General features: G+C 62.2%; 12 protein-coding genes and 3 pseudogenes. 10 read left to right on the forward strand and 5 right to left on the reverse strand.

Annotated features, from left to right (window positions below):
- Nucleotides 1-2 precede the first annotated feature (2 nt).
- The 3 genes and pseudogenes from AWB75_RS18460 to AWB75_RS38565 form a co-directional block, all read left to right on the forward strand.
- Nucleotides 3-2,702 carry a CoA-binding protein gene (locus tag AWB75_RS18460; RefSeq protein ID WP_061125529.1) on the forward strand — a complete coding sequence of 900 codons (2,700 nt, stop codon included), beginning with the start codon at nt 3-5 and terminating at the stop codon, nt 2,700-2,702.
- A 195-nt stretch (nt 2,703-2,897) separates the two neighbouring features.
- Nucleotides 2,898-4,202 carry an MFS transporter gene (gene tcuC, locus AWB75_RS18465; RefSeq protein WP_061125530.1) on the forward strand — a complete coding sequence of 435 codons (1,305 nt, stop codon included), beginning with the start codon at nt 2,898-2,900 and terminating at the stop codon, nt 4,200-4,202.
- 60 nt (nt 4,203-4,262) lie between these two features.
- Nucleotides 4,263-4,367: pseudogene (locus tag AWB75_RS38565) on the forward strand (ABC transporter substrate-binding protein); the annotation flags it as partial.
- Nucleotides 4,368-4,408: 41 nt separating this feature from the next.
- Here AWB75_RS38565 and AWB75_RS38570 read toward each other — a convergent pair.
- From AWB75_RS38570 to AWB75_RS18480, 4 genes and pseudogenes are all read right to left on the reverse strand, one after another.
- Nucleotides 4,409-4,576, reverse strand: a pseudogene (locus AWB75_RS38570) (dicarboxylate/amino acid:cation symporter); the annotation flags it as partial.
- 301 nt (nt 4,577-4,877) lie between these two features.
- Nucleotides 4,878-5,309, reverse strand: a complete 432-nt coding sequence (locus AWB75_RS18470; protein WP_061125630.1) for a tautomerase family protein — start codon at nt 5,307-5,309, stop codon at nt 4,878-4,880.
- A 214-nt stretch (nt 5,310-5,523) separates the two neighbouring features.
- Nucleotides 5,524-6,417 (reverse strand): BKACE family enzyme, encoded by an 894-nt coding sequence (locus AWB75_RS18475; protein WP_061125531.1) that lies wholly within the window; start codon nt 6,415-6,417, stop codon nt 5,524-5,526.
- 57 nt (nt 6,418-6,474) lie between these two features.
- Nucleotides 6,475-7,881: an NAD-dependent succinate-semialdehyde dehydrogenase gene (locus AWB75_RS18480; RefSeq protein ID WP_061125532.1), complete on the reverse strand. Its 1,407-nt coding sequence runs from the start codon at nt 7,879-7,881 to the stop codon at nt 6,475-6,477.
- Between the two features lie 162 nt (nt 7,882-8,043).
- On the opposite strand from AWB75_RS18480, the gene AWB75_RS18485 reads away from it, so the two are divergent.
- From AWB75_RS18485 to AWB75_RS37735, 6 genes are all read left to right on the forward strand, one after another.
- Nucleotides 8,044-8,340 carry a DUF1330 domain-containing protein gene (locus AWB75_RS18485; protein WP_061125533.1) on the forward strand — a complete coding sequence of 99 codons (297 nt, stop codon included), beginning with the start codon at nt 8,044-8,046 and terminating at the stop codon, nt 8,338-8,340.
- Nucleotides 8,341-8,431: 91 nt separating this feature from the next.
- Nucleotides 8,432-9,208, forward strand: a complete 777-nt coding sequence (locus tag AWB75_RS18490; RefSeq protein WP_061125534.1) for an enoyl-CoA hydratase/isomerase family protein — start codon at nt 8,432-8,434, stop codon at nt 9,206-9,208.
- Nucleotide 9,209: 1 nt separating this feature from the next.
- Nucleotides 9,210-10,496, forward strand: a complete 1,287-nt coding sequence (locus AWB75_RS18495) for a CaiB/BaiF CoA transferase family protein (RefSeq protein WP_061125535.1) — start codon at nt 9,210-9,212, stop codon at nt 10,494-10,496.
- Nucleotides 10,497-10,550: 54 nt separating this feature from the next.
- Entirely contained in the window at nt 10,551-11,912 is a 1,362-nt protein-coding gene (locus AWB75_RS18500) for an MFS transporter (protein ID WP_061125536.1), read from the forward strand.
- 166 nt (nt 11,913-12,078) lie between these two features.
- On the forward strand, nt 12,079-12,795 hold the full coding sequence (locus AWB75_RS18505) for a TetR/AcrR family transcriptional regulator (protein ID WP_061125537.1): 717 nt from the start codon (nt 12,079-12,081) through the stop codon (nt 12,793-12,795).
- 33 nt (nt 12,796-12,828) lie between these two features.
- Nucleotides 12,829-13,047, forward strand: coding sequence for a hypothetical protein (locus AWB75_RS37735; protein ID WP_061125538.1), 219 nt, complete (start codon nt 12,829-12,831; stop codon nt 13,045-13,047).
- Nucleotides 13,048-13,628: 581 nt separating this feature from the next.
- Here the strand turns inward: AWB75_RS37735 and AWB75_RS18515 are convergent.
- Nucleotides 13,629-13,994: pseudogene (locus tag AWB75_RS18515) on the reverse strand (hypothetical protein); the annotation flags it as partial.
- Between the two features lie 300 nt (nt 13,995-14,294).
- Here AWB75_RS18515 and AWB75_RS18520 point away from each other — a divergent pair.
- Entirely contained in the window at nt 14,295-15,629 is a 1,335-nt protein-coding gene (locus tag AWB75_RS18520; RefSeq protein ID WP_061125540.1) for a sugar efflux transporter, read from the forward strand.
- Nucleotides 15,630-15,632: the final 3 nt, after the last annotated feature.

The following is a 15,632-nucleotide window of genomic DNA, read 5'->3' on the forward strand; positions in this document are numbered from 1 at the left end:
ACATGCACAAGCAAGGCAACAGTCATTTCAAATACTTCGTCGGGATTCAGTCGCTGGCAGATATCGCCACGCGCGAAGATCGCGTCTGCGTGCTCAACATTCTCGGCGGTGAGTCGTCGGACGTGACGCCGGTGAGTCACGCTTTCTCGGGCGGGAACGTCGTGTTCGGCACCGCGCCCGGCAAAGGCGGGCAAGTGCTGGCCACGGCCGCGGGCGACATCCCGGTCTTCAACAACGTGCGAGAGGGTCTGGAAGCCGGCCACCGGTTCAACTGCGGCGTCGTGTACTTGCCGCCTTCCGCCGCGCGCGACGGCGTGGCCGAGCTGATCCGCGTGAATCCGGATCTGCGCAAGATCTTCATCATCACGGAGAAGATCGCCGTGCACGATGCGCGGGAGATCCGCGCGATGGGTCAGCAGGCCGGCATCGACATCTTCGGTGCCAACGGGCTGGGCGTCGCCGACTCCTGGCAGCGCGTGCGCATCGGCGGTGCGCTCGGCGGTGACGATCCCGGCGCGACGCTGCGCCAGGGATCGATCGCCATCTTCTCGAACTCCGGCGGCTTCAGCACCACGATCGCGCAATATCTGCGCATGAGCGGCTGGGGTACGTCGACAGTCATTTCGAGTGGCAAGGATGTCTATATCCACTATGCCGCACCGGAATTCGCCTTCGCGCTTGCCAACGACGCGCGCAGCAAGGCCGCCGTGCTCTACTGCGAGCCCGGCGGATATTACGAGGCAGACGCGGAATTCACCAAGCCCGTGGTCGCGTGCGTGGTTGGCCGCTGGAAAAGCCGTCTCACGCGCGCAGTGGGACATGCGGGCGCGATGGCGGGCGGCTCCGACGATGCGCTCGCGAAGGAACGCTGGTTCAAGGAGAAATTCGGCGTCGAACGGCTCTTCACGCCAGACGATCCGTGCTGCTCGGCGAAGGGCGCCGTCGTGACGAACATCGCCCATATTCCTGCCGCGCTCACGGCTGTAATGCGCGCAAACGCAACAATGCCTGATTTCGAGCCCGAAGGCAGCCTCGCGCTCAAGCCGTGGTTCGGCTCGGATCAGAGGCTCGATCTGCCCGCCGAGCTCGCGCTTGCAGTCGTGAAAGCGGTAGCACCGTACGACGAGCAAGTTGCGCGGGTGAATGACCAGATCGGCGCGATCCCGCCGCGGCAGCCGTTGAAAGACGCGTCGGGCGCCTCGCAGATGGATGCGAAGACACAGGTCAGCAGCCTGCACGGCGTATCGATGCTCGAAGCGGCGACGCACTCCTTCGAAGCCAACGTGTGCCTCGCACTATTGCACGAGTTCGGCGGCGCAAACGACGAGAAACTGATCGACGTCGCGGTCGGCGCGGCGGTGAACCTGTACGGCACGCCTGAACTGGCAGCGGCGCAAGCGGCGCGTGAAGCGGGCAATGCGCCCAACGCGGTGCTCGCCGCCGCCGCTGCGATCGTGGGGCCGAATCGCCAGCGTGCGGCACGCGAGGCGGCCAGGCTGATGATCGACCGGTTCGCCGCAGCAAAACTCGTGGACGCGTTCGATCCGGATTTCGGCATCGACGCGATCGACACCGAAGGCAGCGCGGCGCTCTTCTCCGACGAACCCGACCCGAAGGCGCAAGCCATGCTCGCGGGGCTGGCCGCACGCGGCGTGAGTTCGGCATTCCTTCGATGGCTTGCGAGCGGCCCGGGCCATCCGCGCGCGGACGCCGTGCTCGCGGCGATCACGACGACACTGGCCTGGGGCCCGCTCATGCGCAAGCGGATCTCGCGTCTGACGGCGCAGAGCCTGCCCTGGTGGATGACGCTGTTCGGCACGCTGATCGGCGCCTCGGCGGACGCGTCGCGCCACCATCCCGACAGCTTCTGCGATTTTTCCACCGAGGCATTGCTTGGCGAACGCTCGCTGACAGAGATCGCATTTGCGGCGCTGCTCGGCCTGAAACCGTCGAGCGACGACCTGTTCGCCTTCAGCACGCTGACCGGGCTGCTGCTCACGAACGGACCCGGCGCGATCTCGGCGCAGGGCGCGAAGGGCGCGGTATCCGCCGATGGCCCCGAAGGTCCGGAGCGCGTGCAGTTGAACAAGGCGCTGATTGGATTTCTCACCCACTCGGGTTACACGCACGGCGGCAATGGATATGAAGGTATCGCGTTTCTCAACGACGCGTTTCGTGACAGCGGCCTCAGCGATCCAACCGACCCGCATCACGGCGTCGATCTCGAAGCGCTCGCGCAGCGTTCCGTTGAACGCTACGCGCAATACAAGGCGCGGCAGAAGCAGATGGGCAGCCTCGACATCGCGAAGCTGCCGGGCGTGAATCACCCGGTGTTCAAGGACAAGCCTGTGAATCACGATCCGCGCGAGGTGTATATTGCGGGGCTGTATGAGGCGCGCGACGAGTACAACGCGTTTCATGCCTACTATCGGGCGTTGGTGCAGGCATTGTTCGACGCGGGCGTGTCGCGTACCGTCTACTGCGTCAATGTCGATGCCGTGATCGCCGCGCTGCTGTTGAAGATGCTGTGGCAGCCGCTCCAACGCGGGGAATTCAGCGAGGCCGACCTCGAAAACGCGGCTTTCACGATCTTTCTGTATCCGCGCATGCTCGGGTGCGCCGCCGAAATTGACGATCATCTCAACCGCGGCCGCAACATGGACACGCGCACGCCCGCTTCACAATGTCGTTTCGTGGCCTGACCGCCAGAGCTTAAAGGCTCCGCCGGGCACTCGTGCATAAGCAGCGCCCTGCGGAGCCGACGGCAGTGTCGATTGATAATCAGGAAACATCAATCGTTGAGAACATTGCACTTATCGTTTTATTGGTCCAAGGCCAGTATTGCCGAAAGACAAAAGCGGACCCACCGCATGTTTCGGGATTTCAGGAGACAGTTGATGCACCCCTCGCCCTCTACACTTTCGCCGGGACAATCAAAGGCTGCTGCGGTTTTCCGCGTAACGGCCGGAAATTTTCTGGAGCAGTTCGACTTTTTTCTGTTCGGCTTCTACGCGACGCAAATCGCCGGCGTCTTCTTTCCGGCATCGAGCGAGTTTGCTTCGCTGATGATGACATTCGCGGTCTTCGGCGCCGGCTTCTTGATGCGCCCGCTGGGCGCGATCGTGCTTGGCGCCTACATCGACGACGTCGGCCGTCGCAAAGGCCTCATCGTCACGCTTTCCATCATGGCGAGCGGCACGATCCTGATCGCGTTCGTACCAGGGTACGCGACGATCGGTCTTCTGGCGCCTGCGCTCGTACTGGTAGGTCGGCTGCTGCAGGGATTCTCGGCGGGCGCTGAGTTGGGTGGCGTGTCGGTTTATCTCGCCGAGATGGCCACGCCCGGCCGCAAGGGCTTCTTCACGAGTTGGCAGTCCGCGAGCCAGCAGGTGGCGATTGTCGTGGCTGCGGCTCTCGGCTTCGCGTTGAACCAGTCGCTGAACGCCGCGGCTATAGCGGCATGGGGATGGCGAGTCCCCTTCTTCGTCGGCTGCATGATCGTGCCGTTCATCTTCATGCTGCGTCGCAACCTCGAGGAGACGCAGGAGTTCAAGGCGCGCGCGCGTCAGCATCGGCCGAGCATGAACGAAGTGTTCCGCACGCTGATTAAGAACTGGGGCGTTGTGATCGCGGGCATGATGCTGGTGGCAATGACCACCTCCAGCTTCTATCTCATCACGGTCTATGCGCCGACTTTCGGCAAGACGGTCCTGCACCTGAGCACCGCGGATAGTTTGCTCGTGACCCTGTGCGTTGCTGTATCGAACTTCGTGTGGCTCCCAATTGGTGGCGCGCTCTCAGACAAGATCGGCCGCAGGCCGCTCCTGGTCGGCATGACACTGCTCGCCATCGCGACGGCATACCCCGCGCTGTCGGTGCTCGCTCACGCGCCGAGCTTCCTCAACATGCTGCTTGTCCTGCTTTGGCTCTCGTTCATGTACGGCATTTATAACGGCGCAATGGTGGTCGCGCTCACGGAAGTCATGCCGGTTCAGGTACGCGTCGCGGGCTTCTCGCTCGCCTATAGTCTTGCCACGGCGGTGTTCGGCGGCTTCACGCCAGCAATCTCGACGGCGCTCATTCATATGACTGGTGACAAGGCCGCACCGGGCTACTGGATGAGTTTCGCCGCAGTGTGTGCGCTTTTGGCGACGTTCGCACTCTATCGCCGGCGCGCAGCCGCGCTGACTCCGGTGCATTAAATCTCGTTGCCCAAGCGTCTATCACCCGCAATCCGACACGACTCAGGCCATGAGAAATTTGCTTCTGAACCGAAGGAAGCGAAGGCGCTGCTCGACTATCTCGCTTCGCCCGATGTACAAGCCGAAGTGAGATCGACCGGGCTCGATTCCGTATCGGCGCATTAAGACGGAAGCCATGAGAAGGCGTGTCTCAGCCAGCCTTCCCGTCACACCGGTGTGTCTGTCGCGGGGTCATTTGCAACGTCCGGGCGGCCTAGCTCGGCCGCCGTGAGCATGTGTGCGGGACGCGCACGATCGCACGCGCCCTCCCACGTCGAAACGAAGAGCACTGCGCAGGCGTTGCTGATCACGCTCGTCAGCGCGCGCGCCTCGGACGTGCAAGACGGACGGGTGCACCGGCGCCAACAGCATTCTCACGCGAACTTCATCTGGCCCGGGCGTGGGCTCGGGCGAATCCCGCCAGTGGACTACCTCCGACGGCTCGCCGTTGCGCTCAATGATCAGGGCCTTCATGTGCTTTCTCCTTCGCTTGAGTCACTGTGTAAATCCTGGTCCGAGGGGCGCGACGTGGTGCGCAGGCAGCGGACTCCCGCATGGTCAGACTGCGGTGAAAGCGCGGCTTTCACCGCAGTCGGTTGCGTTCGACATCGGGCTAGTTCAACCATCCATGAGCCATCAACCTTCGCTCGGCTCATAGGGCGACGCGCGGTTTTCGAGCTTCCATTTCTTCTCAGCTTCCGTATCGGGCCGCGGTGGTCGAATGCCGTCGATCAGCCACAGTTCTCGCGGCGTTTCACCGACGTGCAGCTCGTAGTGATAGCCCCGCTCCTGGACAAATGGCGCGATTGCAGCGTTCGCCTTGCGCAACCACGACTCCGTCCACACAGGGTCCTTGGCGATGTGTCTGGCGAATTGATCCAATCGGATTCTGACAAAATCATCCCGCGACACACCTCCCATGAAGAAGGAGTCTTTCGGCTGTTCGTGAAACAGCACGCCGACATAGAAGCGGGGGATGATGTAAATGTCGGCGATTCGATTCGCCATCTCCAGCTTGTCTTCTGCGGTGTAGGCACCGACGGGATGGTATATATTCCACAAAGGCATTTTTGTCTCCATGCATCAATAGATGCCGCACGCTTCATGTCGTAACGTCGACGTCTCTTGCAAGAAAGTCGAATCAGACATGAGCGAGGCGGCGGTAAAGGTAACCCAAGGACAGGCTACCGTTCAAAACGACTTCTTCCGCACTTCAATATTCTGCGGGTGTCGGTCCCGCCCCTCATAGCCCTGCTTTCAAAGGAGTCCTTACTTGAAACCATCAAGACACGGATCGGTGAAGAGAAAGCCCGAGCAGGCTACGAGCCTCGTCCGGCGTTGCCACGTCGGCGCCGATGCTCTTGATGATACTGACCGCACGTCGGACTAACGCTGCGTTACCTGGCGCCAGTTCCCCTTTTGCAAGATAAAGATTGTCCTCGAGTCCGACGCGCACATGACCGCCGAGAATCACGCTCTGCGCCACCATCGGAAATTGGGCGCGCGAGATGCCGAAAGCCGACCAGCGGGCGTTCACGGGCAGATATCGTTTCATCTGAAGAAGGCTTTCGGTATCAGCGGAGGCGCCCCACGGCACGCCGAGGCATAACTGGAACAATGGCGCCTGCAGAATGCCCTGCGTTTCAATCAGGTGGCGCGCCAGACGCACATGCCCCAGATCGAATACCTCGATTTCCGGCTTCACGCCTGCTTCCTCGATCAAGGTCGCCATCTTGATCAGATGGTCCGGCACGTTCACGAATGCGCGCCTGCCGAAGTTCATGGTCGCGACGTCGAGCGTGCAGATGTCGGGACGCAAATCGAGCACATGCCGCACGCGCGCCTCGGGCGTCATCATCGTACTGAGCTCACTTCCGCGGTTCGGATCTTCGTCGCTGGGGACGAAACGTGCACCGGGGCCGGTCGTCAGATTGATCAGAATCGGGCACCCGCTATCGCGGATACGCGAAACGACTTCCCTGTAAAGCGACAACTCGGCGCTTGGCGCGCCAGTCTTCGGGTCCCGAACGTGAATGTGCGCGATGCTCGCGCCGGCTTCGCATGCAGCCATCGCCTCATTCGCGATTTGCTCGGGCGTAACCGGCACTGCGGGATTCAGCCGCGGTGTATCGTCGCTTCCAGTGAGTGCACAACTGATAATCGTCTTGCGTGTCATAGTGTTCGTTCAGAGAAAAATATGATTGATGCGCCACAATCGCGCGCCGCGCTGCGTTCAGGCGGCCCGCGCGGGGCCGAACGGTGCCGCTCCGACGGGGGCAACCCTGATCAGCTTCTTGTTCACGAATTCATCGAAGCCCAGTTGAGACAGCTCCCTGCCAAAACCCGAACGCTTGACGCCACCGAAGGGCAGTTCCGCCGCCGTGCCGAACGGCTGATTGATGAACACCATGCCGCTGTCGATCTGCGCGGCCACGCGCTCACCGCGGTCGGTATCCGCGGTGAACACCGACGCGCCGAGACCGTATGGCGTGCCGTTCGCGAGCGTAATCGCGGCAGCTTCGTCTTCTACGTCGTAGAACGCGGCGACCGGGCCGAAGAGCTCTTCGGCGAAAACGGGATTCTGCGGAGAGATGCCGGTCAGAACCGTTGGTTGCAGGTAGAAGCCCGGGCGCTCGACGCGCTTTCCGCCACACACGATGCGCGCGCCGTGCGAAACCGCCCGATCGATCTGCTCGAGCAGCAAGCTCAATGCGCGCTCGGACGAAAGCGGAGCGACGGCGGTCGCCGGATCGGCCGGATCGCCCGTCTCGAGCGCTGCCATCCGCTTCGCGAAGCCTTCCAGGAAAGCGTCGGCGCGCGTCTTGCCGACCACGATGATGCGCTTGGATCCAACGCAGCATTGACCCGCATTGAGCATGCGGCCGGCGACTGCGCTTTGAATCGCCCACTCGAGCGGCGCATCTTCGAGCACGATTAACGGATCGCTTCCGCCCAGTTCGAGCACGACCTTCTTCAGATTGCGGCCCGCACGCTCGGCGACGGCGGCACCGGCACGCTCGCTCCCCGTCAGCGTCACGCCCTGGACGCGCGTGTCGTCGATGACGCGGCCGGCCTGTTCGATCGAAATGAACAGATTCGTATAGACGCCTGCGGGCGCGCCTGCTTCCTCGAATAACCTGGCGAAGGCCAACGCCGATTGCGGCACGCTCTCCGCATGCTTGAGCAGCAGGACGTTGCCCACCATCAATTGCGGACCGGCTACGCGCGCAATCTGGTAGTACGGAAAATTCCACGGCTCGATGCCGAAAAGTACACCGATTGGCTCCATGTGCACGGCCGCGCCAGGCGCCTCCGCGAGCGGGCGTGGTCGCAGATGGGCCTCCGCGTGGTTTGCGAAGTAGTCCAGAATGCTCGCCGACGACTCCACCTCTTTCCGTGCTTCGGCGCTGCGTTTGCCCATTTCGAGCGTGAGATAGCCCGCATATTCATCGGCCTTCTCGCGCAACAGCGCTGCGGCACGCGATACGATGCGCGCCCGCTCGCTAACCGGACGATGACGCCAATCGGTTTCGAAGGCGTTCTGCGCAGCGGCGAGCTTCGCTTCGAGCGACCGGTCGGACATGTCGTCATAGGTAGCGAGCAGTTCGCCGGTGGCAGGATTGATGGTCGTGTACGGCATGAAGTTCTCCGCTGAAGGTTGGGTATCGAGTCATCGCATTGCCGCATGTTAACACCGTTATCACCCATCCTGACGAGCTTTTCGAGGTCGGGAAAAACCCGCATTGAGATTCATGTTAACGTCGTTATCATACTCTCATGGCTTTCAACTGGAGTGAGCGAAATGGCAAAGGGATATTGGGTGGCAGCGTATCGGGCGGTCCATGACGCAAGCAAGCTCGCGGCGTACGGCGTCCTCGCGACGCAGGTGGTGAAAGAGGCCGGTGGAAAATTTCTGGTGCGGGGCGGCGAAGTCGTTGCGTTCCAGGCGGGTCTCAAGGAACGGACCGTCGTAGTCGAATTCCCGAGCTTCGAACAGGCACTCGCCACGTTTCAAAGTAAGCCCTATCAGCAAGCGTTGAACGTACTGGGAGACGGAGCCGAAAGAGACGCGCGCGTCGTCGCGGGCCTCGATGACTGAAATAGAACGCCGGCGCCAAATATTTACCTAAATGTTCACACCGATAACATATTTCTCCGTATCGATCTGAACGCTACGAGATGGAGCAAGCATGGAAGAAGCAATCGTTCTGACCGAACTCAAGGGTGACGTGACAGTTCTCACGATGAACCGTCGCCCGCATAACCTGATGGGTCCGACACTGTATCGCGCGCTACTCGACGAATTCCACGAGGCAGTGAGACGCGGCTCACGCGCGATCCTGCTGCGCAGCGGTCTTCGGCACTTCTCGGCCGGCGCGGAAGTCGCACTTTTCCCGGATCGCATTGCCAGGCAAGGAAAGGCGCTGATGGATCCGCTCGAGGTGCTTCGCGGCTTCGAGACCCTACCGATCCCGATCGTCGTCGCGGTGAACGGCACATGCCTCGGCGGAGGTTTCGAAGTGGCGCTCGCCTGTGACTTCAGCGTAGTCGCCGAATCGGCCAAGATCGGCTCCGTCGAAGTCGCGCTTGGTTTGCATCCGCTGCTCGGCGGCATCCAGCGTCAGGTGATGCGGGCCGGCCCAGCGCGTGCAAAAGAACTGGCGCTGCTCGGCCGTCGCTACGACGCGGCGACGCTCGAGCGCTGGGGCCTGATCAATCTCGTCGTGCCCGACGACAAACTCGATGAAGTGGCGCTGTCGATTGCGCAAGAACTGGCGGCCGGTCCGACCATCGCGCATACCGCCACCAAACGGCTCGTGCAGGTCGCGCTCAACGAGGGGGTCGCTGCCGCCGACGAGGCGATGTTCGAACTGCAAAAGCCGATCTGGGCGTCTCAGGATCTCAAGCGTGGACTGGAGGCCTTCGATAAGGCTGGCCCGGGTACAGCCGTTTTCGAAGGAGATTGACATGGCCGGACCACTCGAAGGACTGAAGGTCGTCGATTTTTCCCGAGTGCTGGCCGGCCCGCTCTGCGCGCGGACGCTAGCCGATCTCGGCGCCGATGTGATCAAGATCGAGCCGCCGCGGCCCGATGTGTCGCGTGCCGCGTTTCCGAATCGCGACGGCATGTCGGGCTATTACGCGCAACAAAATAGCGGCAAGCGCAACGTCAGCATCGATCTGAACGCGCCGCGCGCACGCGAACTCGTGCTGCGCCTGTGCGACGAGGCAGACATCATCGTCGAGAATTTTCGGGCCGGCACGCTCAAGGGATTCGGACTCGACTACGAGACGCTATCGCGGCGCAATCCAAAACTGGTCTACGTGTCGATTACAGGTTATGGCCAGCGCGGCCCGTGGGCGTCGCGGATGGCGTACGCGCCGACCGTGCAGGCCGAAACAGGTTTCACGCACAACACGCTGCGCCATTTCGACAGCGCGGGCGACGGCCGCAGATGGACCGATCCCCTGTCGCACGCGGACGTCTATGCGGGTCTGCAAGCGACGATCGCCGTGCTCGCGGCGGTGCGCAAGCGTGAAGCAACTGGACGCGGCCAATACATCGACGTCGCGATGGCGGCTGTGATGCTGTCGATCAACGAACGCGCTCACCTCGATCTCGCGGGTGTCGATACGGGCGCGGAGCCGGGCATCCTCGGCGCCGCCGACGGCCCGCACTTCGTCGGACCCGGCGGCGAAGCGTTCGTGGCGGCGCAGAGCATCGTCGGAAGCAATACGTTTCCGAACTACTTACGCGCGATGCGACGCATGGACCTCGCGCGCGATCCACGCTTCAGCACGGCCGAGCGCCGCCTGCAGAACTACAAGGCACTGCACGCGGTGATCCAGACTTGGATGCACTCGTTTCGCGATCTCAAGACGCTCGATGCGCAACTCGACGAGGCCAAGATCGCGATGGGCCAGATCCGTACGATGAAGGAGTTGGCCGAGACCGATTGGGCCAGGCAATGGGGCGCGGTGCATGAGATTTCGGATCGTCGCGGCGGCTCGTATCGGATACACGGCTATCCGTGGCACTTTTCCGATGACGAGCTTGGCGCGCGCAGCGCACCCGCGTTTCGTGGTGAGCACAACGAGCAGGTGTTCCGCGAAGCCGGTCTGGCCGATATCGAAATTCGCAATGCGATCGACACGGGCATTCTGGTCGGTGGCCCGCCGCCGTCCGCGAACAAGATCGACACTGCCGTTCTTGCGGAAGCACGTGTACCGCTGAACGTGACGGACGATCTTTGATCGCCGCGGTACGCCTCGTACTACCCGTACCAACACAACGCGCAGGAGGACCGAATGGAAGTGCTGAAGCAAACGTGCATAGACGGATCATCATCAGATGACGACGCCCTTCTTCGGAAGGCCTACGCTTCGGCGCAATGGAGAATACTGCCGATACTCTTTGCCTTATGGATGCTGGCGTGGGTCAGTCGTTCGAACGTTGCTTTCGCGAAGTTGCAAATGGTCGTGGATCTGCAATTCAGCGAAACAGTTTATGGATTGGGTGCCGGCCTCTTCTTCGTCGGCTACGTGTTGTTCGGCGTACCCACCTCGATGCTGCAAAAAAAGTTCGGCGCGCGCGCGGTGCTTGCCGGTATCGCCGGCGCCTGGGGGCTGACGAGTGTCGCGATGACGTTCGTCAATAGCGCGCCGACGTTCTACGCGCTCAGGTTCCTGCTCGGCGTGTTCGAGGCCGGTTTCTACCCGGGCGTCGTGTTGTACTTCAATGCCTGGTTCGCGGGAAAAAGGCGCACGCGCAACTTCAGTGTCTTCCATTCAGGATCGCTCTTTTCCACGGTGACGATCGGCTTGACCGGAGGGTTCGTGCTCGAGCACATGAACGGACTGGCCAGTTTTGAAGGCTGGCGATGGATGTTCTTTGCTCAGGCCATCCCTACGGTCGTGTTGGCGTGCGTCGCGTTCATGATGCTTCCGGATGTGCCTCGCAGCGCGAAGTGGCTCTCGGCGCGACAGCGCATGCTGGTCGAGGATGATCTCCGCATGAACGCCGAGACGACCAACGATAGCGGCGCGGATGAACGTCCTCTGTTGCTCAACCCTGCCGTCTGGATTCTGAGCGCCGCCTACTTCTGCCTCCTTGCCGCCACGGCAGCACTGTTTTTCTTCTCTCCGACGATACTTCGTGAGGCGGGATTCGGCGGATACAAAGAAATTGGCCGTGCAGTCGCCGGTGCCTGCATTCTAGGGGCGTTGGGCAATGTGCTCATCTGTAGCATCGGGGGCGATGTGCATCGTCGGCGGATCTTCTGTGCGCTGGCGTCGGTCCTCACTGCGGTGAGTCTCTCAGCGCTCGTTTACGTATGGCACAGCAGTGCCACTGCGACGTTTTTCCTGCTCGCTCTGGGCTTCGCGGGAACGGGAGCGGGCATAGCGCTGTTCTGGCAAATGTCTGTCGGCTTCCTCAGCGGCAAATCGTTGGTCGTCGGCGTTCCGTTTATCAGTTCCGTCGCCAACGTCGCCGGCTTCGTTACGCCTTTTCTGATCGGATATGTCCGGGACACAACGGGGACTTATGCAAGTGGCTTCATCATGATTGCCTGTGTGCAGGCGCTCGGCGTTGTCGTGCTTCTTTTCGGCGTGCAGCGCATTGTCAAGAGACGATCGCCCGACGATGCATCGGTTGGACGCACAGCGTGATGAGTCGACGCCAATGTGGGCGCGTTTGATACCCGCCACGCCATTTAAGCCGCTAGAATGCGTGTAGCGACACACGCTTTTCTAGCGGTTGATCCGCCATATCGCGGGCAACTTCGCCCAGAATTCACAATCGATTCCTCGTTTTTCTCCCACGAATAAAAGTCACGTGAGTCCCAAGTCATCTATCGCAAAGAGTGCGGATTACCACCACGGCAATCTGCGCAACGCGCTCATCGAAGCGGGACGCAGCGCGCTCATGGATGTATCGGCACAAGACCTGAGCCTGCGTTACCTCGCGCGCATGGTGGGCGTATCGGAAGCCGCGCCCTCGCGGCATTTTGCGGGCATCGACGAACTGCTGGCCACGATCGCGGCGAGTGGTTATCGTGACCTCGCAGCGCTGCGCGTTGCGATTCGCGACAGCGAGGATACGGCGCTTTCCAAAGCGTACCGGATGATGCGCGTGTACGTTGAGTTCGCGCAGCGCCACAATGGGCTGTTCGGTCTGATGATCGGGCCTCGCATCGCGGCGCATCAGGCGTATCCGGAACTCACTGACGAAAGTAACCGGTCTTTCGGGTTGTTTTCCGACACGATCGAGGCGCTGGCCATCGAGAGTGGCTGGTCCCAAGCCGATCTCAAACTCGTGACCCATGCCGCGTGGAGCATGGAACACGGTCTCGCCACGCTGATCCTGTCGAACCGCGCGCCGCGGGCGGACACCAAAGTCGCCATACCGAAGTTGATCGACTTCGTCCTGGTGACCTTGCTGAGCGCGATCACGGCCGGTCCGGATCATCTTCAGCGCGTGATCCAGCAATGCGCGCGCGCCGAGGAGCCAGTGGTTGCGCGCACGGCCCGCAAGCGCGCCAAGGCGTCCTAGTCACGGCCGCGTGCTTCGGCACGAGGGTTCGAAATGGTTTCTCTTTCGCGCTCTTACGCGCCAGGTGTTGGCAGCCTCATCCTCCTGGCGCACGACGCGTTTCGATTTCTGCGACAACGCGAAGTACGTGAGACCACCCGACAGCATGCCCGCAACGCGTTCCTGCCGTCGCGAGCCCAGCGCTTGAAATCGGCCGTCATCGTTCCGGAATCCGCGAAGGTCGCGACCACGAGCGTCACCGCGCCGTCGTAAGTCAGCACGGACGATAGCGGATGATCGGCGCCGATCATCACGAGCGCGACGACCGCGAGGATCACGGGACCGTCGCTGCGGGCGTCAATCAGCTCGGCGTCATGTCCGGGATTGAGCAGCGGTTTTGAACTGCTCACCGAGCATCGGAAAGCGTATCCATGACAATAATTTGAATGTATTGGTCCGTCGGCCTTACGATGTTCCCATCGCCAGCAGTCTTCGCCAGCCGTGCCGAAAAGGCTAGACAGCGAACCCGACAGAACGGCGGATAAGACAGGAGCCGACATGGATGACCTTATGATTGCCTTTGGCGCGCTTTGGGTTCTGTTCTGCGTGTACGCTGTGCTGGCGCATCACTTCAGATCACCTGAGTACGACGCTATTTCGGCTGGCGAAATACCGCGATGGACCGACGCAATCGCCACCATGCCGAGTCTCGCTGTCTCTGCTTCCGGATCGTCTCATCCTCGCGAGCCGAGGGGAAGCTCGCGGCGGCGCTTGCAGCGTTGCGCGAAGAGGTCGCTGGGAAACGCTCGCTCGTCGCGCAAGTAATGCAATGCGCCGGTCACGCCGTCGAGCCTTCAGGCGCCCGCGACTCCGGCATCGGCACGCGCGCCGGACAGAACCCCCGTCTGCCCGTAGAACTCCTGCATCGCGAACGCTTCACGCTCCTGCCGAGCGCGCACGCCGCGATCCAGCATCGAGCCGATCCAGATGCCGGCGAACGCGAGCGGCACGGAAATCAACGCCGGATTGTCGAGCGCCACGAGCGCGTGAGCCTGATGCAACACATCGACCCACACCGCTTTCGAGAACAGCGTCAGCAGCACGGCGCTGACCAATCCGAGACCGCCGCCCACGACCGCCCCGCGCGCTTGCGCCGGCATAGAGGGGACGCGCGAGCAGATGCGGCGCGAGCGCCACGAAAAGAACGAAGCCGTAATAGGTGAGAATCATGAGCGCGGTCGTGTCGATCGGCTCGAATTCGGTCACGTTCATCAATACGCAGACGAACGCGATCAGGCATCGCTCCGGTCCACGCAAATCACCGCGCACGAATGCCGCACAGACCTTGGAGCCTGCACGTGGCGTGGGTGCGGGCATGGTCAAGCAGATAGCTTTACGTACGAGCGCCACCATTCCCGCGATGGCAAACTGCCGAATCCCGCGCGCAATCCCCAGACGTCCGCGGAACGCAGCCTGACGCCCAAACCGACTCGCCTCATCGCCCGAGTCCTCCACATCCCGTGAACTCACGCCTCCTCAGCCTCACAAAAATCCCTTTCTTCCTGCCGCTCGCCGGCGCGACCCTGATGCTCGGCATCGCGATGTCGTTCACCGCGCCGTATCTCTCCCTTTTCAGCGTCGAACAGGCCGACATGAGCCCATTGCGGCTCGGCGTCTTTATGACGGCGATCGCCGCGAGCGGCGTCGTGGCAAGCACGTTCGCCGGCAAATGGTCCGACCGGCATGGCCATCACCGCGAACTCTTGCTCGCTGCGCTCATCGCTTCGGCGCTCGGGTTTCTGCTGCTTTGCCTGTTGCGCAGCTATGCGGCGCTGGTCACCACCGGCATCGTGTTTCTCGGCGCGGGCGGCTCCGCCATGTCGCTGGTGTTCTCGTTCGCGCGCGCCGCCTTGCCCGTCGATGACGAAGCCGAGCGCGCCCTCGCGCTCTCGACGCTGAGAACCGTCCTTTCGATGGCCTGGGTCTTCGGACCCTCGGTCGGCGCGTTAGTCCTCGCCGCCGCTGGCTTCTACGGACTCTTCCTGTTCGCGGCCGCGTGCTTCGTCGCGTGCGGCGGCATCGTCTGGAAGATGCACGATTCGCCCAAGGGCGACCCGCACAGCGCGCCCGCGCACTATGCGGGCGATCCGTCGTCGCTGCTCGAAGTCACCGCGCCCGACACCGAGGAACTCGTGCCGCCGCACGCCGGCATGCAGCACAGCCGCGCGGAAATCTGGCGCGCCACCGTCGCGATGGCGCTCGTCGGGCTCGCCGCGAGCGCCACCATGATCGTCCTGCCGCTTTACGTCGTGCACGGCATGCATGGCACGCGCATCGACGTGTCGGTCATGCTCGGGCTCGGCGCATTCCTCGAAATCCCGATGATGCTGGCGCTCGGCGCACGCGGCTCGCGCCTCGACAAGCAGCGATGGCTCGCCTCCAGCGCCGCTGTGCACATGGTTTATTTCATTGCGGTCGCGTCGTCGCAGAGCATCCCGTTCCTGATCCCGATGCAGGCGTTCAATGCGTTCGTCGTTTCGGTCATCTCGTGTCTCGGCATGATCTATATGCAGGATCTGATGCCGCGAAGCCCGAGCTCGGCGACGGCGCTGTTTTTCAACGCGTCGCGGGTCGGATCGATTCTCTCCGGCGTACTGTCCGGCGCGCTCGTGGCAGCGCTTGGCTATCGGGGCACGTTTCTCGTCTGTGGCGGCATCGCGCTGGGCGCGGCGGTGCTGTTCGCCAATCCGCCGTTCGCGCTCATCGCGCGTCGATCGCTGGACTGGTGGAACACACGTCGCGGGACCGCCCGCCGAGGTGGCAAACTAGACGCACATTCCGTCGATCGGAAATAACGA

The sequence above is a fragment of the Caballeronia catudaia genome, from assembly GCF_001544755.2.
Lineage (GTDB): Bacteria > Pseudomonadota > Gammaproteobacteria > Burkholderiales > Burkholderiaceae > Caballeronia > Caballeronia catudaia.